Here is a 19,957-nt window from a genome sequence, read left to right as displayed (position 1 = left end):
GGGTCGGGTCAGTGGAGGTCGGACGCGGCGTAACGCTCTATTGCCGCCATCGGCACGGGGAGCCAGTCGGGGCGGTGGCGGGCCTCGTAGACGACTTCGTAGATCGCCTTGTCCGTCTCGTAGGCACGCAGCAGTACCGGGTCGGTGCGCGGGTCGTGGCCGCTGACCTCGGCGTACCCGGAACAGTAGGCCGCCCGGCACGTCTCTGCCCAGCCCTCTGCCTGCGGAACTGCGGAGTGGGCCGCGTAGTCGAAGGACCGCAGCATGCCCGCGATGTCCCGCACCGGCGGCTGCGGCATCCGCCGTTCGGCCAGCGGCTTGGACGGCTCGCCCTCGAAGTCGATCAGCCACCACTGACCGGCCGGCGAGCGCAGACACTGCCCGAGGTGCAGATCCCCGTGGATGCGCTGCGCGGTCCAGGTACGGCCCTCCGCGGCGAGGTCGGCGAGCGCCGTGAACGCGGAGTGCAGGGCGGGGGCGTACGGCCGCAGCGCGGGCACCGCCTGTGCGGCCGCGTCGAGGCGCTCGATCATGCCGTCGGCCAGCAGCTGCATCTGGGTGTGGCCCAGGGTGACGGTCGGCAGCGCGCGGGCGAGTGCCGTGTGCACCTCGGCCGTGGCGCGGCCCAGCGCTCTTGCCTCGGCGCCGAAGTCCTCGCCCTTGGCCAGCTCCCGCAGCGCCAGCTCCCAGCCGTCCGTCGCGCCCTGCAGAAACGGCTGGAGCACGCCGAGTACGTACGACTCCGACTCCCCGGCCAGCTCGGCCGTGAGCCACGCCGTCGGTGCGGGCACCCGCGGGCAGCCCTCGTGGGCGAGCGCCAGCGGCAGTTCCAGGTCGGGGTTGACGCCGGGCACGATCCGGCGCAGGAGCTTGAGGATGAACGTATCTCCGTAGACGACGGACGAGTTCGACTGCTCGGCCGTCACCACCCGCGGGACCAGACCGGTCCGGATCTCCCGGCCGGGCTCCCGCTCGAAGCGCAGCCCGCCGATCCGGGCCCGGGTGCGCAGCGCCTCCAGGAGCAGCTCGGCGGGCCGGGGGTCGTACAGGGCGTCGTACACCGTCCGTCCGGTGAGCGGGCCCTGATCCACATGTCCGATCAGCGCGGGCGCGAGCCGGGGCGGCAGCGCCTCGCGCACGCCTATCAGCAGCTGGTAGCAGTCGCCGGGGTGCGGCTCGGCGCCGAGCGTGAGCGGCTGATGGGCGCGTACCAGCAGGTGGTGGAGGCCGAGCCGGCCGTCGGCCGGCAGCAGCTCGGTGGCGGCGACCAGCGAGAACCCGGTGACCGGCCGTCCCTTGCCGGCGAACCAGCGCTGCCGTGGCAGCCATTCCCGCAGGAGTGGATCCAGGGAGGCGAGCAGGCCAGGACTTGTGGTGCCGGAAATTGTGACAGTTTCCGCCATGGTGTCACATTCCTTTCCCCGGGTGGTCGGGGTGTTACTGATGCGTGCCCCGGGTGGGACAGGGGAAACCGCCCCATCCCGGGTTCTGCGAGGCGCTATGCGGGGTCCTTGCGGAGCCGGAACCAGTAGAAGCCGTGCCCGCCGAGGGTCAGCAAGTACGGCAGCTCACCGATGGCCGGAAAACGCACCCCGCCGAACAGCTCCACCGGATGCCTCCCGTTGAAGATCCGCAGATCCAGCTCCGTCGGCTGCGCGAACCGCGAGAAGTTGTGCACGCACAGCACGAGATCGTCCTCGTACTCCCGAAGGAAGGCCAGGACGGCCGGGTTGGACGACTGGAGCTCCGTGTAGGACCCGAGTCCGAAGGCCGGGTTCTGCTTGCGGATCTCGATCATCCGGCGGGTCCAGTGCAGCAGCGACGAGGGCGACGACATCGACGCCTCGACATTGGTGACCTGGTAGCCGTAGACGGGGTCCATGATGGTCGGCAGGAACAGCCGCCCGGGGTCACAGGACGAAAAACCTGCGTTGCGATCAGGTGTCCACTGCATCGGGGTGCGTACGGCGTCCCGGTCGCCGAGCCAGATGTTGTCGCCCATGCCGATCTCGTCGCCGTAGTAGAGGATCGGCGAGCCCGGGAGCGACAGGAGCAGGGCGGTGAACAGCTCTATCTGGTTGCGGTCGTTGTCGAGCAAAGGCGCAAGCCGCCGCCTGATCCCGATGTTGGCGCGCATACGCGGGTCCTTCGCGTATTCCGCCCACATGTAGTCGCGTTCCTCGTCGGTGACCATTTCCAGGGTCAGCTCGTCGTGGTTGCGCAGGAAGATGCCCCACTGGCAGTTCGAGGGGATGGCGGGGGTCTTGGCGAGGATTTCCGAGACCGGGTAGCGGGATTCCCGTCGTACCGCCATGAAGATGCGCGGCATGACCGGGAAATGGAATGCCATGTGGCATTCGTCGCCGCCGCTCTCGAAGTCGCCGAAGTAGTCGACGACGTCCTCCGGCCACTGGTTCGCCTCCGCCAGCACCACCGTGTCCGGGTACGAGGCGTCGATCTCCTTCCGTACCCGTTTGAGGAACTCATGGGTGGCGGGCAGGTTCTCGCAGTTGGTGCCCTCCTGCTGGTAGAGGTACGGCACCGCGTCCAGGCGGAAGCCGTCGATGCCCAGGTCCAGCCAGAAGCGCAGCGCGGAGATCATCTCCTCCTGGACGGCCGGGTTCTCGTAGTTGAGGTCCGGCTGGTGGGAGAAGAAGCGGTGCCAGTAGTACTGCTTGCGGACCGGGTCGAAGGTCCAGTTGGAGGCCTCGGTGTCGACGAAGATGATCCGCGCGTCGGGGAACTGCTTGTCGTCGTCGGCCCAGACGTAGTAGTCGCCGTAGGGCCCGTCGGGGTCCTTCCTCGATTCCTGGAACCACGGGTGCTGGTCGCTGGTGTGGTTCATGACGAAGTCGATGATGACGCGCATGCCGCGCTGGTGGGCGGCGTCGACGAATTCGACGAAGTCGGCGAGGTCACCGAACTCCGGGAGAACGGCCGTGTAGTCCGAGACGTCGTAACCGCCGTCCCGCAGAGGGGACTTGAAGAAGGGCGGCAGCCACAGGCAGTCGACGCCCAGCCATTGCAGATAGTCGAGTTTGGCGGTGATGCCCTTGAGGTCGCCGACTCCGTCGCCGTTGCTGTCCTGGAAGGAGCGGACGAGGACCTCGTAGAAGACCGCGCGCTTGAACCAATCCGGGTCCCGGTCCTTGGCTGGGGTGTCCTGGAAGGTGTCCGGAACGGGTTCGTTGACGATCATTTTGTGGGTGACCCCCCGATCTGCGGGTTGGACGGTCGCAGGACGGTGAATACGTGCGCCGGACGGGTGCCCGGTTCGAGGCGTACGTAATTGGACCTGCCCCAGTGATAGGTCTCGCCGGTGAGCTCGTCGCGTACCGGCACCGACTCGTGCCATTCCAGGCCGAGTTGCGGCATGTCCAACGAGACCGTGGCTTCCTGGGTGTGGTGCGGGTCGAGGTTGGCGACCACCAGAACCGTGTTCGAGCCGCTCCGCTTCGAGTACGCGATCACGGCTTCCTGGTCCGCGTGGTGGAAGTGGAGGTCGCGCAGTTGGCGGAGGGCGGGGTTGGTGCGCCGGATGGTGTTGAGCTCGGTGATGAGGGGGGTGATGGTGCGGCCTTCGCGTTCGGCCGTCTCCCAGTCCCGGCGCTTGAGTTGGTACTTCTCCGAGTCCAGATACTCCTCGCTGCCGTCCCGCAGCGGAACGTTCTCGCACAGTTCGTAGCCGGAGTAGACGCCCCAGGTGGGGGAGAGGGTGGCGGCCAGGACGGCGCGGAGTGCGAAGGCGGGGCGGCCGCCGCGCTGGAGGAACTCGTGCAGAATGTCGGGGGTGTTGACGAAGAAGTTGGGCCGCATGTAGGCGGCGGCCTCGCCGGACAGTTCGGTGAGGTACTCGGTCAGCTCGGCCTTGGTGTTGCGCCAGGTGTAGTAGGTGTAGGACTGCTGGAAGCCGGTCTGGGCCAGGGTGTGCATCATGGCCGGGCGGGTGAACGCCTCGGCCAGGAAGATCACGTCGGGGTCGGTGGCGTTGATGTCGGCGATCACCCGCTGCCAGAAGAGGACCGGTTTGGTGTGCGGGTTGTCCACGCGGAAGATCCGCACCCCGTGGCCCATCCACAGCCTGAGCACCCGCAGGGTCTCGGCGATCAGTCCGTCCAGGTCGGCGTCGAACGCGATCGGGTAGATGTCCTGGTACTTCTTCGGCGGGTTCTCCGCATACGCGATGGTGCCGTCGGGGCGGTGGTGGAACCACTCGGGGTGCTTCTGTACCCAGGGGTGGTCGGGGGAGCACTGCAGGGCGAAGTCGAGGGCGATCTCCAGGCCGTTGTCGCGCGCCTCCTGCACGAACCAGGCGAAGTCCTCGATCGTGCCCAGCTGCGGGTGCACCGCGTCGTGGCCGCCCTCGGGGGAGCCGATCGCCCAGGGCACGCCGACATCGTCCGCGCCGGCGGAGAGGGTGTTGTTGCGGCCCTTGCGGAAGGTGGTGCCGATCGGGTGGATGGGCGGCAGGTACAGGACGTCGAAGCCCATGGCGGCGATGGCCGGGAGGCGGCGGGCGGCGGTGCGGAAGGTGCCGTGCGGCTGGTCCTGGGTGCCCTCGGAGCGGGGGAAGAACTCGTACCAGGCGCCGTACAGGGCGCGTTCGCGCTCCACCAGCAGCGGCAGCGTCTGCGAGGCGGTGACGAACTCCCGCAGCGGATGCCGCGCCAGCACCGCGTCCACCTCCGGCGTCAACGCCGCCGCCAGCCGTGCGGCGGCCGGGCGGGTCTCGTCCCGCAGGGCATCGACGGCGGCCAGTGCAATGTCACCTTCCACTCCCGGCATCCCGGCGGCCGCACGCTCATACAGCCGCGCGCCCTCCTCCAGCACCAGCTCCGTGTCCATCCCCGCCGGGATCTTGATCTGGGCGTGGTGCCGCCAGGTGGTGACCGGGTCGCCCCAGGCCTCCACGGTGTACGTCCAGTGGCCGATTTCGCCCGCGGTGACGGTCGCGCCCCAGCGGTCGGTGCCGGGGGCCAGTTCCCGCATCGGGGTCCAGGGGCCGGGACGGCCCTCCGGATCGGTCAGGACGACGTTGGCCGCGACCGCGTCATGGCCCTCGCGGAACACGGTGGCCGAGATCTCGAACGACTCGCCGGTCACGGCCTTGGCCGGCCTGCGCCCGTGCTGGACGATCGGGCGGACGTCGAGGACCGGTATGCGCCCGATGCCGGCGACGTCGCCCGCGGAGGGTGGCTCCGGGGCCGGCGGTCCGGCGTCGGCGGGACGCACGGGGGGTGCTTCGGTGCTGGTCGTCGGGGGTGCTGACGAGTGGTGCGTGGCGGGCATGACCGCTCCTGTCCGCGTCAACGTGGGTGGGCGGATGGCTGTGGGGAGGTGGGTCCTGCGGGTGGTGCTGCGTGGTGTTCCTGTGAAGTACCTGGGGCGTGTACCGGAGGAGCCTTCCCACCCTATTCGGGTGTGCAATCCGGCACTTTGTTAACTACTCACGCGTATGTCTACACACAAGACCGGTCCCGTTCGTGAACGAACGGGACCGGTCCGGGGACTGTGCCACTAAGAAGGTGGTACCTGCAGAAGTTCGTCCGGCGAGCCGAGGCCCCGGCCGGAGACCTTCCCGGACACCGCCAGCTTGACGAGTGCCTTGGAGACCTGGGCCGGCGTGGCCCTCGGATGGTCGGCCAGATACAGCGCGGCCGTGCCCGTGACGTGTGGGGTCGCCATCGACGTACCGGAGAAGGTCGCCTTTCCGGTGTCGCTCGCGTACGAGTCCGAGGTGATCGACACTCCGGGGGCGAACAGATCCACGACCGAGCCGAAGTTGGAGAAGCTCGCCCGTGCGTCCGTCCTGTCGGTCGCGCCGACCGTGATGGCCTCCTTCACGTCCGCCGGGGAGTAGAGGGCGGCCGGGAGGCCGTCGTTCCCCGCGGCAACCGCGTACGTGACGCCCGACGCGATGGAGTTGCGTACGGCCGCGTCCAGCTGGGCGTTGTAGTAGCCGCCCAGGCTGAGGTTGGCGACCGCCGGTTTCCTCGCGTGCTTGGTCACCCAGTCGATGCCCGCGATGACCTGCGACGTCGTACCGGAGCCGTCGTTGTCGAGGACCCGGACCGCGACGACCTTGGCCTGCTTGGCGACGCCGTACGCCGTGCCGGCGATGGTGCCGGCGACATGGGTGCCGTGTCCGTTGCCGTCGGCTGCGGTCCTGTCGTTTCCGACGAAGTCCCAGCCGTAGCTCGCCCGGCCGCCGAAGTCCTTGTGCGTGATCCGGATGCCGGTGTCGATCACGTACGCGGTGACCCCTTTGCCCGCGGACTCGGGCCAGGTGTAGCTCCTGTCCAGCGGCAGGCTCGGCTGGTCGATCCGGTCCAGGCCCCAGGACGGCGGGTTCTTCTGGGTGTGGTCGAGGGACACGCGGGTGTCCTGGACGACCGAGGCGACCTGGGAGTCGGCCGCGAGACGCCTGGCCTGTCTCTCGTTCGCCTTGATGGCGTAGCCGTTGAGGACCGAGCCGTAGGTGTGGCTTATTTTCGCCCCGTACTTCTCGGCGATGCCTTTTCCGGTCGCCGACGGAGCCTTCGTTCCCCCCTTGAGCGTCACGAGATAACTTCCGCTGACGGAGCCGGGCTCACCGGCGCCGAGTATCTGCCCCTCCGGTGCGGCGTGCGCAGGCAGGGTGATGGCCGAAAGCGTGGTGGCACAGGCCACCGCGGTCAGACCCCCTGTCAAGCGCAGACGCCGTGTTCGCGTCCGTGCCATGGTCCGAATTCCCCTCCATTGACTCCACTTGGCAGCCTCTCGTGTGGTGTAGAAGGCCCACAAGAGGGCCTATGGGGGCGGAATCGGCCATGTCGGCCATGGCGGACGCGTGAAGGTTGCGTCGTTTTCCGGACGGCGTAGGAGTGTGGCGTGCTCTTGGACGTGCCGTGGTTGCGAAGGCCTCCACACGGATACCGTCGAGGTTGACGACGAGGCGCACAGCGTTGTGCGTCCGCACAGCGACACGCGTCGAGGTGGAAAGTGAAGGCGATCCGTCGATTCACCGTCCGACCCGTTCTCCCCGAACCCCTGAGGCCGCTCAGCGATCTGGCCCGCAATCTGCGCTGGTCCTGGCATGCGGAGACCCGCGACCTGTTCCAGTCCGTCGACCCCGAGCGCTGGGCCGCCTCGGACGGCGATCCCGTACGGCTCCTGGGCAGCGTGTCGCCGGCGCGGCTCGCGGAGCTGGCCGGGGACCACCGCTTCCTGCGCCGGCTGACGGAGGTCACGGGCGACCTGGACGACTACATGACCGGCGACCGCTGGTACCAGACCCATTCCGGCGAACTCCCCGCCGCCATCGCCTATTTCTCGCCCGAGTTCGGTATCACGGCCGCCCTGCCCCAGTACTCCGGCGGCCTCGGCATCCTCGCCGGCGACCATCTGAAGGCGGCCAGCGACCTCGGCGTACCCCTGGTCGGCGTGGGCCTCCTCTACCGGCACGGCTATTTCCGCCAGTCGCTGTCCCGGGACGGCTGGCAGCAGGAGCACTATCCGGTCCTGGACCCCAACGAGCTGCCCGTCGCCCTCCTGGAGGAACCCGACGGCACCCCTGCCCAGGTCTCCCTCGCCCTGCCCGGCGGCCGGCAGCTGCATGCCCGTATCTGGCTCGCCCAGGTCGGCCGCGTCCCGCTGCTGATGCTCGACTCGGACGTCGAGGAGAACGACCTCGGCGAGCGACAGGTGACCGACCGGCTCTACGGCGGCGGCAGCGAGCACCGCCTGCTGCAGGAGATGCTGCTCGGCATAGGGGGTGTGCGGGCGGTGCGGACGTACTGCCGCCTCACCGGCCACCCCGCCCCCGAGGTCTTCCACACCAACGAGGGCCACGCCGGCTTCCTGGGCCTGGAGCGCATCGCCGAACTCTGCGACGGCGGGCTGGACTTCGACTCCGCGCTGGAGGCGGTCCGCGCCGGGACCGTCTTCACCACCCACACCCCCGTCCCGGCCGGTATCGACCGTTTCGACCGTGAGCTGGTCGCCCACCACTTCGGCCCCGACGCCGAGCTCCCGCGCATCGACGTCGAACGCATCCTGCGGCTCGGCATGGAGACCTACCCCGGCGGCGAACCGAACCTCTTCAACATGGCCGTGATGGGCCTGCGTCTGGGCCAGCGCGCCAACGGCGTCTCCCTCCTCCACGGCCACGTCAGCCGCGAGATGTTCTCCGGCCTGTGGCCGGGATTCGACCCCGACGAGGTGCCGATCACCTCCGTGACCAACGGGGTGCACGCGCCCACCTGGGTCGCCCCCGAGGTGTTCCGGCTCGGCGCCCGGCAGATCGGCGCCCAGCGCACCGAGGACGCGCTGACCGTCGGCGGCTCGGACCGCTGGGACGCGGTCGGGGACATCGCCGACCAGGACATCTGGGAGCTGCGCCGCAACCTGCGCGAGCAGCTGGTGGACGAGGTGCGGGTACGGCTGCGCGCCTCCTGGCGGCAACGCGGCGCCGGGACGGCCGAGTTGGGGTGGATCGACGGGGTCCTGGACCCGGACGTCCTGACCATCGGTTTCGCGCGGCGCGTCCCGTCGTACAAGCGCCTGACCCTGATGCTGCGCGACCGCGACCGCCTGATGGACCTCCTCCTCCACCCTGAGCGGCCCATCCAGATCGTCGTCGCGGGCAAGGCGCACCCGGCGGACGACGGCGGAAAACGCCTGGTCCAGGAGCTGGTCCGATTCGCGGACGACCCACGGGTCCGCCACCGCATCGTCTTCCTCCCCGACTACGGCATGGCGATGGCGCAGAAGCTCTACCCCGGCTGCGACATCTGGCTCAACAACCCGCTCCGCCCCCTGGAGGCCTGCGGTACGTCCGGCATGAAGGCGGCGCTGAACGGCTGTCTCAACCTCTCGGTCCTGGACGGCTGGTGGGACGAATGGTTCCAGCCCGACTTCGGCTGGGCGATCCCCACGGCCGACGGCGCGGGCACCGACCCCGACCACCGCGACGCCATAGAGGCAGAAGCGCTATACGACCTGCTGGAACAGCGAGTGGCCCCCCGCTTCTACGAACGGGGTCAGTACGGCCTGCCCGATCGGTGGATCGAGATGGTCCGCCAGACCCTCACCCTGCTCGGCCCGAAGGTGCTGGCCGGCCGCATGGTCCGCGAGTACGTCGAGCGCCTCTACGCACCGGCCGCCCACGCGCACCGTGCCATGGACCCCGACTCCGCGCGCGAACTCGCCGTCTGGAAGGCACGGGTGCGGGACGCCTGGCACGGCGTCACCGTCGACCATGTGGAGACGTCCGCCGCCACGGCCACCGCGGAACTCGGCAGCACCCTGGCACTGCGGGTGCGGGTGGGCCTCGGCGAGCTGGGCCCGGAGGACGTGGAGGTCCAGGCGGTCTCGGGCCGCGTCGACCCGGAGGACCGCATCGCGGACGCGGCGACGGTCCCGCTGAAACCGGCGGGCGGCCCCGACCCGGAGGGCAGGTGGGTGTACGAGGGCCCGCTCTCCCTGGACCGCACCGGCCCCTACGGCTACACGGTCCGCATCCTGCCGGCCCATCGACTGCTGGCGTCCGGGGTGGAGCTGGGCTTGGTGGCGGTGCCTTCGGAGGAGACGGGAGAGGGCGCAGGGGTGCTGATGCGGTGAGGGGCGCGCGCTTTCAGCCCGTCCGGTGCTTCAGGCTTTTCAGCCCGTCCGGCGTTTGAGGACGAGGCCGTTCAGGCCGAAAGCGGGGGTCTGGGGGCGGCAGCCCCCAGGGACGGCGCTCCCAGACCCCGCTCACCCCTCGGAGAGCGGCGCGCACAACTGCTGAAGAACCTTCCCGCACCGCCGCGCGTAAGCGTTCTGCAGCCCCCGTGTGGCCGGGCCGCCGGCCTTCGCATACCACTTCGCGGGCCTGCTGAACGCGGACACCGTCAGCCACACCGTGCCGTCGCCCGTCCGTTCCACGACGAAGAGTTCCTCGCCGCACTCCGGGTGCCCGGTCAGCGTGCCGTACGCCCAGCCCGCGCGGCGGGGTTCGTCGACCGTGTAGATGATGCGGCACGGGGCCTTGATCACCCCGGCGAGCGTGACGGTGACGTCGACGTCCGGGGCGGCGCGGTCCGCGCTCGCGTCGATGCCCACGCCCAGTTCCCGGTGCATCTCCCAGCTGAGGACCGCGTCGGCCGCTCTGCGGAAGCAGGGTTCCCCCTCACCGATGCGCGTGCGCACGTCCAGGGGGCGGAAGCCCGGCGGGCAGAAACCGCGTCGGCGGGTGCCGCCGACGTCGTCGTAGGTGAAGTCCTCCAGGCGCATGGGACACAAGAGTAGGGCGGTACCCGGGAATGCCTTCCTCCCGGGTACCGCCAGCCAACCCCCCTCGGGTCAGCTCACGTTGACCGCGGACCAGGCCGCGGCGACCGTCTTGTACTCGGTGCTGCTGGACCCGTACAGGTCGGCCGCCGCCGACAGCGTGCCCGTGCGGGCCGCCTTGTAGTTGGTGGTCGAGGTGAAGTACTCGGTCAGCGCCTTGTACCAGATCTGCAGCGCCTTGTCCCGGCCGATGCCGGTGACCGTGGAGCCGTTGGACGTCGGCGAGTTGTAGCTGACGCCGTTGATCGTCTTCGAACCGCTGCCCTCGGCCAGCAGGTAGAAGAAGTGGTTCGCGACACCGGACGAGTAGTGCACGTCCAGGTTGCCGACGGAGGAGGACCAGGAGTCCGCCGAGCCGCCGTCCTTGCTGGGCTTGTCGAAGTAGCGCAGCGGGGTGCCGTCGCCGTTGATGTCGATCTTCTCGCCGATGAGGTAGTCGCCCGGGTCGGACGCGTTGTTGGCGTAGAACTCGACGCCGACGCCGCCGAGGATGTCGGAGGTCGCCTCGTTGAGGCCGCCGGACTCGCCGCTGTAGTCCAGGCCCGCGGTGTTGGCGGTGACGCCGTGGGTCATCTCGTGACCGGCCACGTCCAGCGAGGTCAGCGGGTCCGTGTTGCTCTCGCCGTCGCCGTACGTCATGCAGAAGCAGTCGTCGTCCCAGAAGGCGTTGACGTACGAGCTGCCGTAGTGGACGCGGGAGTAGGCGGCCGCGCCGTCGTTCTTGATGCCGCTGCGGCCGAAGGTGGACTTGTAGTAGTCCCAGGTCTCCTGCGCGCCATAGGCGGCGTCGGCGGCGGCCGTCTGGTTGCTGGAGGAGCTGGAGGCGGTGCCGGTGCCGAAGGTGCTGGACGAGCTGGAGACCAGCGTGCCGGTGCCGGAGGTGGCCCGCTTGAGGTTGTACGTCTTGTGGCCGCCGCGGCTGGCGTCGGTCAGGTTGTACGTCGAGCCCGACTGGGTGACGGTGAGGCTGACCGTGCCCGAGTACAGCGTCTTGCCGGTGCCGGTCGCGTTCTCGATGGCCTGGTACTGGAAGAGCTTCTTGCCCGTGGCCGCGTCGGTGATGACGTGCAGCGCGTTCGGGGTGCCGTCGTCCTGGAGGCCGCCGACCACGGTCTCGATGGCGAGGACGGGCTTGCCGGAGCCGGCCCAGATGACCTTGCGGGCCTTGTCGGCCGAGGTCTTGTCAGAGCCCGCGGCCTTGGCGGCGGTCAGCGCCTGCTTCTCGGCCTTGGCGGTGGCGATCTGCGGCTTGAGCGAGGCCACCTTGATGGCCGCCTTCGTCGCCTTGGTGACGCTCTCGGTCTTGCCGGACTTCGTCGCGACGACCAGGTCGCCGCCGAGGACCGGCAGGCCCGCGTAGGTGCGCTCGTAGCGGGTGTGGACCGTGCCGTCGGCGTCCTTGACGACGTCCTTGACGACCAGCTTTTCCTTGGTGCCGAGGCCTATCTGCTGAGCCGTCGCGGCAACGTTGTCCTGCGCCTTCTGGATGAGAGCGGTGCGGGACGTGGCCGAGAGCGCGGCGGGGGCGCCGGCCGTACGGGCCGTGGCCGTGGAGTCCGCCTTGGTCTGGGCGGCGGCCGAACCGGTGGTCAGACCGGTGGTGAGCAGGGCTCCGGCGGCAACGGCGGTTGCGATGGCCAGAGTCGAGCGCTTGTGACGCGCGTAGAGGGGGGTCACACAAGCTCCTTGTGGTGGGGGAGTCCGGCACGGCGTGGGGCGCCCGGCCGGAGTTGCTGTGAAGTTGTGCGGCGGTTGTGGGGAAGAGTGTCATCAAGGCGCGTACATGTCATGACCCCCAAGTGATGTTGGCTGAAAATCGACTGTCTGGTTAACGTTTCAGGTATGTAAACGGGCGCCGCCCCGGGGAGTTGAACCCGGGACGGCGCCCTGTTTCCGATGCCGCTACGCGCGGTCTACGGGAACGTCACCTTCCAGCTGTTGAGCGTGCCGACGTCCTGCGCGGCCTGGTCCTGGATCCTCAATTTCCAGGTCCCGTTGGCCGCTTCGGAGGAGGCGTTGACCGTGTAGGTCGCCTTTACGTTGTCGGCCGAGTCCGAGGAGCTGAAGTTCTTCAGGCGGTACGCGGTGCCCGAGGGACCGAGCAGATCGATCACCAGGTCGCCCCGCCAGGTGTGCGTGATGTCCACGGTCACCTGGAGGTTGCTTGGCGCGTTTCCGCTCCTGCCGGAGACGGTGATCGACGAGCTGACGGCCGGCCCGTTGTCCGGGATCGACAGCGGGGTGGTGTTCTCGTACGACGTCCCGGTCCCGCCGCCCCCGCCGGAGCGAGAGCCGACCGCGACGCCCGCCCACGCGTCCTGCACGGCCTTGTACTCGGTGGACGTGGTGCCGTACAGCTCACCCGCCGCCGCGAGCGTGCCGGTGCGGGCGCTCGCGTAGTTGGTGGTGGACGTGAACTTCGTGGTCAGCGCCCGGTACCAGATCGCCAGCGCCTTGTCCCGGCCGATGCCGGTGACCGGAAGCCCGTCCGCGGTGGGCGAGTTGTAGCTGACGCCGTTGATGACCTTGGCGCCGCTGCCCTCGCTCAGCAGATAGAAGAAGTGGTTGGCGACACCCGAGGAGTAGTGCACGTCGAGGTTGCCGACACCCGAGTACCAGGAGTCGGCGGAGCCGCCGTCCTTGCTGGGCTTGTCCATGTAGCGCAGCGGGGTGCCGTCGCCGTTGATGTCGATCTTCTCGCCGATGAGGTAGTCGCCCGGGTCGGACGAGTTGTTGGCGTAGAACTCGACGCCGACGCCGCCGAGGATGTCCGAGGTCGCCTCATTGAGGCCGCCGGACTCGCCGCTGTAGTTGAGACCCGCGGTGTTGGAGGTGACGCCGTGGGTCATCTCGTGGCCCGCCACGTCCAGCGAGGTCAGCGGGTCCGCGTTGTTGGACCCGTCGCCGTACGTCATGCAGAAGCAGCCGTCGTCCCAGAACGCGTTCACATACGAATTGCCGTAGTGGACGCGGGAGTAGGCGCCGACGCCGTTGTTCTTGATGCCGCTGCGGCCGAAGGTGTTCTTGTAGAAGTCCCAGGTCTCCGCGGCCCCGTAGTGCGCGTCCGCGCCCGCGGTCCCCGCGTTCGACGTGGTGCCGTTGCCCCACGTGTTGCTGGTCTGCGAGAACAGCGTGCCGGTGCCGGACGTGCCGTGGTTCAGGTTGTACGTCTTGTGGCCACCGCGGTCGCCGTCGGTCAGGTTGTAGTTCGAGCCCGACTGGGTCGTCGTCAGCGAGACCGTGCCGCTGTACTGCGTGTTGCCGGTGCCGGTCGCGTTCTCGATGCCCTGGTACTCGAAGAGCTTCTTGCCGGTGGTGGCGTCGGTGATGACGTGCAGCTGGTTCGGGGTGCCGTCGTCCTGGAAGCCGCCGATGACCGTCTCGTACGCGAGGACCGGCTTGCCGCTCGCCGCCCAGATCACCTTGCGGGCGCTGTCGGCGGTGGACTTGGTGGAGCCGAGGGCCTTCGCGCGCTTCACGGCCTGCTGCTCGGCTGCGGCCTTGGTGATGTCAGGGGTGACGTCGGAGACCTTGATGGCCGCGTTCGTCGCCTTGATGACGCCCTTGGTGGCGCCCGACTTGGCGGTGTCGACGACCAGGTCGCCGCCGAGGACCGGGAGGCCGTCGTAGGTGCGCTCGTAGCGGGTGTGCAGGGTGCCGTCGGTGTCCTTGACGACGTCCTTGGCGACCAGCTTCTCCTTGGCGCCGAGGCCTATGTCCTTGGCGGTCTGTGCGCGGGCGGTGTCGGCGTCGCGTATCAGCTCGGCGCGCTGGGAGGGGGAGAGCTTGACGGCCGCGTGGGCCTTGCTCGTGGACGAGGCCGGGGCGGCGGACGCGGCGCCCGACTGGACGGCCGCGGCGAGCAGGGCGGTGACGCCGGCGACGGCGACGATGTGGGAGGTGCGTCTGCGAGAGGAACTGCTTCTCAACACTGACTCCTTCTGCGTGGCCGCGGGTTGCGCGGCCAGGGAGATCCGGACGGTGGGTCGACCGACCGGGCAGAACATGGGGATGGAGCTTGTGGGGTTGCTGTGTTGAAGCTGTGGGAAGGGTGGCAGGAGATTCTCGCCCTGTCAGGAGCGCGTCACGAAGTTGGCCGGAAATGGTTCGTTGTCCGGGTGTTCATGTTCGTTATGCGGACCGCGTGTTGGATCGTGAGCGGAAATTTGCTCCGGCGACATGCCCCCGGAACCGAGGGGCAACAGCTCCGGCAGGATCCTGCCGTGCAACCGGCGGTCGCCGGACCGCCGCTCCCTGGAGGGGAGTTGACGGTGCAGTGATCCCCTATCCCTCATGGCTCGACGCCGGCGACAACGCCTGGCAACTCGTCGCGGCCACGCTCGTCGGAATGATGAGCATCCCCGGTATCGCGATCCTCTACGGTGGTCTGGTCCAGCGCAAGTGGGTCGTGAACACCATGTTCATGGCTTTCACCGGCTTCTCGCTGGTCCTGGTCGGCTGGGTGCTCTGGGAGTTCAAGATGGGGTTCGGCGAACCCCTGAACTCCCACTGGCCCGGCATCCTCGGCGCTTTCGTCGGCCGCCCCGGCACGATCGTCGGCTCGGCGAGCGAACAGCAGCAGGCATGGATACCGCTGATCAACGGCACCGACCTGATGCCGCACTTCCGCTTCTCCCAGTCCACGCTGGCGTACTTCCACTTCGCGTTCGCAGCGATCACGCCCCTGCTCTTCATGGGCAGCGTGATCGGACGCATGAACATCCGCGCATGGCTGCTCTTCGTCCCCCTGTGGTCGACCCTCGTCTACACCGTCAACGCCTTCCTGCTGTGGGGCGGCGGCTGGTGGGCGGCCCAGGGCGCGCTCGACTACTCGGGCGGCTACGTGATCCATCTCGCCGCCGGCACCTCGGGCTTCGTGGCGGCCGCGGTGATCGGCCCGCGCCTCGCCCGCGACCGGGCGCACGGCGTCCCCAACAACCTCCCCATGGTCGCGGTCGGCGCGGGCATCCTCTGGCTCGGCTGGAACGGCTTCAACGGCGGTGACATGTACTTCGGCGGCCACAACGCCGCTGCCGCCGTCCTCAACACCAATCTCTGTACGGCGGTTGCGCTGCTGGTGTGGGTGCTGTGGGACATGTTCGCGGGCCCGCAGCGCAAGCCGACCTTCCTCGGCGGCATCAACGGCATGATCGTGGGGCTTGTCGCGATCACCCCGGCGGCGGGCTTCGTGACCGGCATCGGCGCGATCTACATCGGCATCATCGCGTCGTCGATCGTCTGGCTGGCCTGGAACTACCTCTCCAAGGTCCGGCCCTTCAACAAGGTCGACGACGCGCTCGGGGTGGTGTACACCCACGGCATCGCGGGCCTGGCGGGCGGCCTGCTGGTCGGCATCTTCGCCGACCCCGCCATGGCGGTCTACCTCAACAAGGACGGCTCCACGGCCTTCTCCACCAGCGGCTGGCTCTACGGCAACTTCGACCAGCTGTGGAAGCAGGCGGGGTCGGCCGGCACGATCATCCTCTACGACGCCGTGATGACCTTCCTGATCCTCAAGGGCATCGGCCTGTTCGTGAAACTCCGGGCGCCCGACGCGGTGCTGGAGAGCGGCGACCTCGCGGTGCACGACGAGGAGGCGTACCCGGCGGAGACGGCGGTGGCGTCGGCGGCGGAACCGGTCCCGGTGGCCGCTTCGGCACCTGCGCCGAGCCCGCAGAAGGAGGCGGTGGAACCGGACTCCGGCTGAGGGACGGGGAGTTGAGGAGCTCCCCATGAAACTCGTCACCGCGGTCCTCCCCCCGCACCGCGTCCCCGACGTCATGAAGGCACTGCAGTCCTTCGGGGTGCGCGGAGTGACCGTGACAGAGGTGCAGGCGTATGTGCCCAGGACCGTCCGGGTGGAGATCTACCGGGGCAGCGAGTACCGCGTGAACCTCGCCCCGCAGCTCCGCCTCGACATCCTCACCCTCGACTTCGACGCCGCCGACCTGGTCCGCGTCATCCGTGCCGCGGGCGCCCGCGGCACGGGCGGCGGCACGGTGTGGGTGACGCCGGTGGAGGAGGTGGTGCGGATCAGGACGCGGGAGCGGGGGCCGGACGCAGTGTGACTCCTGTGCCTCCTGTGTCTCCCGTGATTCCTACGGCGACGGCTCGCCGTGCCAGGTGTGCCACAGCGCCGCGTACGCGCCCTCGGCCGCCACCAGTTCGTCGTGCGTGCCGAGTTCGGACAGCCGGCCGTCCTCCATCACGGCCACCCGGTCCGCGTCATGGGCGGTGTGCAGGCGGTGGGCGATGGCGATGACCGTGCGGCCTTCCAGCACGGCGGCCAGGGCGCGCTCGGTGTGGCGGGCGGTCGTCGGGTCGAGGAGGGCGGTGGCCTCGTCGAGGATCAGGGTGTGCGGGTCGGCCAGGACCACCCGGGCGAGGGCGAGTTGCTGCGCCTGGGAGCCGTCGGTGCGGGAACCTCCCTCGCCGAGCGGGGTGTCCAGGCCGTCCGGCAGTTCGCGCACCCAGTCGTCGGCGCCCACCGCCGTCAGCGCCGCCCACAACTCCTCGTCCGTGGCGGCCGGTTCGGCAATACGCAGGTTGTCGCGGACCGAGCCGAGGAACACATGGTGCTCCTGGGTGACCAGGACGACCTGGCGGCGCAGCTGCTCGGGGCCGAGGCCGACGACGGGCACCCCGCCGACGGTCACCCTGCCCTCGGTGGGCGCGTCGACGCCCGCGAGGAGCCGGCTGAGCGTGGTCTTCCCGGCGCCGGACGGCCCGACCACCGCGAGCCGCTCGCCGGGCCGTACGGTCAGGTCGACGCCGTGCAGCACCTCGCCGCCGCGGTCGTAGGAGTAGCGCACGCCGGCCACGTCGATACGGTCGTCGGCGGGGACGGGCGAGTCCTCGTCCGGGGCGGACCGCGGGGCCGCGGCCAGGCCCTCCACCCGGGCGAACGAGGCGTTGCTGCTCTGCAGCTGCTCCACCCGCATCAGGATCTGGTCCAGCGGTTCGGTGAACTGCCGCAGATACAGCGCGGCCGCCACCACGTCACCGAGCCCCACCGCCCCGCGCGCGTGCAGCACCCCGCCCACCAGCAGCACCCCCGCCACGGGGACGGTGTACGACACCTCGACCGCCGGGAAGAACACGCTGCGCAGGAACAGGGTGTAGAGGCGGGTCCGCCGTGAGGTGTCCAGCGCGTCCCGGCTCGCCGCGATCCGCCGCTCCTGCAGCCCGAACGCCTCCACCGTGCGGGCCCCGGACGCGGTCGCCGCGAGGATCTCGGCGACCTCCGAGGTGGCCGCGCCCTCCGCGAGATAGCCGTCGCGGGCCCGGCGCAGATACCAGCGCAGCGCACACCAGATGGGCGTCAGCCCGAGCACCCCGAAGAGACCCAGCAGCGGGTCGAGCGCGAAGACGGCGCCCATGATGAACAGCGCCTGCACGGTGCTGACCAACAGTTCGGGCCCGACGTCACGCAGCGTGGTGCCCACGGTGCTCACGTCGGCCGTCCCGCGCGCGGTGAGATCGCCGGCGCCGGCCCGCTCCACCACCGACGCGGGCATCGCCAGTGCCCGGTCGACGAACTCCTCGCGCACCCGGGCGAGTGTGCGCTCGCCGAAGCGGTGGCCCACATAGCGGGCCCAGCGGGCCAGCAGCAGCTGGGCCAGCGAGGCGACGAGGATGCCGACCGCCAGGCGGTCCACGGCCGCGACGCCGTGACCGGTCCGGACCTCGTCCACGATGCGGCCGAGCAGCCACGGTCCGGCGAGACCGGCCGCGGCGGCCAGTGCGTTCAGTGCGAGTGCGGCTGCGAAGGCTCTGCGGTCTGCTTGCATCAGCCGGAGCATGGCGCGGCGCACGGCGGCGGGTTCGGCGACGGGGAGGTGGCCTGTCGTCACCGTACGACCTCCTCGGCATCGTTGTCCCGGGCCACGAGCGCCTGGTAGCCGGGTACTTGGGCCAGCAGTTCCCGGTGGGTTCCGGTCGCTGCGACCTTGCCGTCCACCAAGTAGTGGACGGCGTCCATCCGGTCGAGGACCAGGGGGGAGGTGGTGGTCAGTAGTGTGGTGCGGCCCTCGCGGGCCTCGCGGAGGCGGGCTGCGACCGTGGACTCCGTGTGGGCGTCCAGCGCCGAAGTCGGTTCTACGGCGAGCAGGACTTCGGGGTCGGCTGCGAGTGCCCTGGCCAGGCGGATGCGTTGGCGTTGGCCGCCGGAGAGGCTTCGCCCTTCTGCGGTTACCAGTGAAGCCAGGCCTTCGGGGAGGCCCTGGACGATGTCGTCGGCTGCTGCTGCGTGTATTGCTTGGGTGAGGTGCGCCTCTGAGGGTGCCTCGGATTGTTGTCTGGCGTGTGCGGGTTCGTCGTGGCTGGTCGCGCAGTTCCCCGCGCCCCTGAAAGCAAAAGCCGGGCCGCCCAGTACTTCGCTCAGGGTGGCTGCGAACAGGTGGGACTCGTTGTCGGCCATCAGGATGCGTGACCTGACCTCTGCCAGCGGGATTGCGTCCAGCCGGGTGCCGCCCCAGGTCGCCTGTGATGGTGCGTAGCGTCCGAGGCGGTCCATCACGGCCTCGGTGTCGGCAGGGCGGGCGGAGACCAGGGCGGTCAGCCGGCCCGGGAGTACCCGTACGCCCGAGGTGGGGTCGTGCAGGGCGGACGGCTCCGCCGGCCCCGGCTGTGTGCCCTCGTCCGGCTCCGGCTCCAGGCCCAGCAGGCGTACGACCCGACGTGCGGCCACCACTCCGCGGCCCAGTTCGTAGGTCATCTGGATGAAGAACGCCACCGGGCCCACCAGCACCGCGACATAGCCGTACACCGCCACCAACTCGCCCACGCTGATGTCCCCCTGGGCGGCCAGCCGGGCCGCCAGCCAGGTCACCAGGGCCAGGAACAGTGTCGGCAGGCCCACGCCGAACGCCTGCATCCAGCTGGCCACCGAGCCCACCCGGTAGCCCTGGGCCCGCAGGCGCTGCGAGTCGCGTCGGAACGCGTCCGCGAACAGGCCCTTGCCGCCCAGGCCGTTGAGCACGCGCAGGCCGCCCGCGAGGTCGCCGATGCGGGCGGTCAGCACGCCCTGCCGTTGCCGGTACTCGGTCTCCACGCCCTGCAGCCGTACGCTCAGCGGCCCGGCGCACAGCGCGATCAGCGGCACTCCGAGGAGGACCACCGCGGCCAGCTGCGTCGAGACGGAGAGAAGCAGTCCGGCCACGACCGCGTAGACGACCACGGCGCCGGCCCCGGGGCCGACGACGGTCAGGGACTGGGCGATCGTCAGCACATCGCCGACGCCGATCGTGACGACTTCGCCGGCCCCCGCCCGGCGCGGCAGCGCGGCGCCCAGCCGGACCGCGTGCCCCACGACCACCTTGACCGTGCGGAAGTTGGCGTCCAGCCGTACCCGCGTCATGGTGCGGTGGCGCATGATGCTCAGCCACGCGTTGACCGCGCCGACCACGAAGAGCACGACGGTCCACCAGGCCAGGACGCCCAGGCGGCCCGGCACGAGCCCGTCGTCGATCGCCCGGGACATCAGGTACGGCGCCGCCGCCATCAGCACCATCCACACACTGGCGAGCAGCGCCCCGGCGAGACATCTGCCCCACTGGCACTTCACCAGCCACCACAGGAAGTGCCGGCCGCCGCGGCAGTCGGGCGTCCCGGGATCCTCGTACGCGTCGATCATGTGCCCCCGTCCCTG

The 19,957-nt window shown here is 69.8% G+C and carries 12 protein-coding genes; 3 read left to right on the top strand and 9 right to left on the bottom strand.

Going from position 1 to position 19,957, the window contains the following annotated elements; all coding sequences use genetic code 11:
• Window positions 1-8: 8 nt before the first annotated feature.
• The 4 genes from P2Q00_RS41300 to P2Q00_RS41285 all read right to left on the bottom strand — a co-directional run bounded on the left by P2Q00_RS41300 (window position 9) and on the right by P2Q00_RS41285 (window position 6,720).
• Window positions 9-1,403 (bottom strand): maltokinase N-terminal cap-like domain-containing protein, encoded by a 1,395-nt coding sequence (locus tag P2Q00_RS41300; protein ID WP_275779795.1) that lies wholly within the window; start codon window positions 1,401-1,403, stop codon window positions 9-11.
• 95 nt (window positions 1,404-1,498) lie between these two features.
• Complete coding sequence (gene treS, locus P2Q00_RS41295; protein WP_275779794.1) at window positions 1,499-3,199, bottom strand: maltose alpha-D-glucosyltransferase; 1,701 nt, start codon at window positions 3,197-3,199, stop codon at window positions 1,499-1,501.
• Window positions 3,196-5,289 (bottom strand): alpha-1,4-glucan--maltose-1-phosphate maltosyltransferase, encoded by a 2,094-nt coding sequence (locus tag P2Q00_RS41290; protein ID WP_275779793.1) that lies wholly within the window; start codon window positions 5,287-5,289, stop codon window positions 3,196-3,198. The genes treS and P2Q00_RS41290 overlap by 4 nt, the downstream gene beginning before the upstream one ends.
• A gap of 228 nt (window positions 5,290-5,517) precedes the next feature.
• Window positions 5,518-6,720, bottom strand: a complete 1,203-nt coding sequence (locus P2Q00_RS41285; RefSeq protein ID WP_275779792.1) for a S8 family peptidase — start codon at window positions 6,718-6,720, stop codon at window positions 5,518-5,520.
• 261 nt (window positions 6,721-6,981) lie between these two features.
• Between P2Q00_RS41285 and P2Q00_RS41280 the strand changes: the two genes are divergently transcribed.
• Window positions 6,982-9,600, top strand: a complete 2,619-nt coding sequence (locus P2Q00_RS41280) for a glycosyltransferase family 1 protein (RefSeq protein ID WP_275779791.1) — start codon at window positions 6,982-6,984, stop codon at window positions 9,598-9,600.
• A 132-nt stretch (window positions 9,601-9,732) separates the two neighbouring features.
• On the opposite strand, the gene P2Q00_RS41275 is transcribed toward P2Q00_RS41280, so the two are convergent.
• The 3 genes from P2Q00_RS41275 to P2Q00_RS41265 all read right to left on the bottom strand — a co-directional run bounded on the left by P2Q00_RS41275 (window position 9,733) and on the right by P2Q00_RS41265 (window position 14,237).
• Complete coding sequence (locus P2Q00_RS41275) at window positions 9,733-10,251, bottom strand: DUF1990 domain-containing protein (protein WP_275779790.1); 519 nt, start codon at window positions 10,249-10,251, stop codon at window positions 9,733-9,735.
• Between the two features lie 69 nt (window positions 10,252-10,320).
• Window positions 10,321-11,985 carry a M4 family metallopeptidase gene (locus P2Q00_RS41270; protein ID WP_275779789.1) on the bottom strand — a complete coding sequence of 555 codons (1,665 nt, stop codon included), beginning with the start codon at window positions 11,983-11,985 and terminating at the stop codon, window positions 10,321-10,323.
• Between the two features lie 236 nt (window positions 11,986-12,221).
• A complete protein-coding gene (locus P2Q00_RS41265) occupies window positions 12,222-14,237 on the bottom strand; it encodes a M4 family metallopeptidase (protein ID WP_275779788.1) in 2,016 nt (671 codons plus the stop codon).
• 347 nt (window positions 14,238-14,584) lie between these two features.
• Between P2Q00_RS41265 and P2Q00_RS41260 the strand changes: the two genes are divergently transcribed.
• A complete protein-coding gene (locus P2Q00_RS41260) occupies window positions 14,585-16,015 on the top strand; it encodes an ammonium transporter (protein ID WP_275779787.1) in 1,431 nt (476 codons plus the stop codon).
• 25 nt (window positions 16,016-16,040) lie between these two features.
• The gene (locus P2Q00_RS41255; protein ID WP_275779786.1) at window positions 16,041-16,376 is read left to right on the top strand and encodes a P-II family nitrogen regulator; all 336 of its coding nucleotides are present in this window, start codon (window positions 16,041-16,043) and stop codon (window positions 16,374-16,376) included.
• A 30-nt stretch (window positions 16,377-16,406) separates the two neighbouring features.
• Here the strand turns inward: P2Q00_RS41255 and P2Q00_RS41250 are convergent, their stop codons facing one another.
• Together P2Q00_RS41250 and P2Q00_RS41245 are read right to left on the bottom strand one after the other, a co-directional pair.
• Window positions 16,407-18,110, bottom strand: coding sequence for an ABC transporter ATP-binding protein (locus P2Q00_RS41250; RefSeq protein ID WP_275779838.1), 1,704 nt, complete (start codon window positions 18,108-18,110; stop codon window positions 16,407-16,409).
• A gap of 47 nt (window positions 18,111-18,157) precedes the next feature.
• On the bottom strand, window positions 18,158-19,942 hold the full coding sequence (locus P2Q00_RS41245) for an ABC transporter transmembrane domain-containing protein (RefSeq protein WP_275779785.1): 1,785 nt from the start codon (window positions 19,940-19,942) through the stop codon (window positions 18,158-18,160).
• Window positions 19,943-19,957 lie beyond the last annotated feature (15 nt).

Source organism: Streptomyces coacervatus, assembly GCF_029223485.1.
Taxonomy (GTDB): Bacteria; Actinomycetota; Actinomycetes; order Streptomycetales; family Streptomycetaceae; genus Streptomyces; species Streptomyces coacervatus.
This window is presented reverse-complemented; position numbering and strand designations above follow the sequence as displayed.

Coding starts and splice junctions, on each gene's coding strand:
- P2Q00_RS41300 (WP_275779795.1), bottom strand. CDS start 1,403: ATGGCGGAAACTGTCACAATTTCCGGCACCACAAGTCCTGGCCTGCTC.
- treS (WP_275779794.1), bottom strand. CDS start 3,199: ATGATCGTCAACGAACCCGTTCCGGACACCTTCCAGGACACCCCAGCC.
- P2Q00_RS41290 (WP_275779793.1), bottom strand. CDS start 5,289: ATGCCCGCCACGCACCACTCGTCAGCACCCCCGACGACCAGCACCGAA.
- P2Q00_RS41285 (WP_275779792.1), bottom strand. CDS start 6,720: ATGGCACGGACGCGAACACGGCGTCTGCGCTTGACAGGGGGTCTGACC.
- P2Q00_RS41275 (WP_275779790.1), bottom strand. CDS start 10,251: ATGCGCCTGGAGGACTTCACCTACGACGACGTCGGCGGCACCCGCCGA.
- P2Q00_RS41255 (WP_275779786.1), top strand. CDS start 16,041: ATGAAACTCGTCACCGCGGTCCTCCCCCCGCACCGCGTCCCCGACGTC.
- P2Q00_RS41250 (WP_275779838.1), bottom strand. CDS start 18,110: ATGCTCCGGCTGATGCAAGCAGACCGCAGAGCCTTCGCAGCCGCACTC.
- P2Q00_RS41245 (WP_275779785.1), bottom strand. CDS start 19,942: ATGATCGACGCGTACGAGGATCCCGGGACGCCCGACTGCCGCGGCGGC.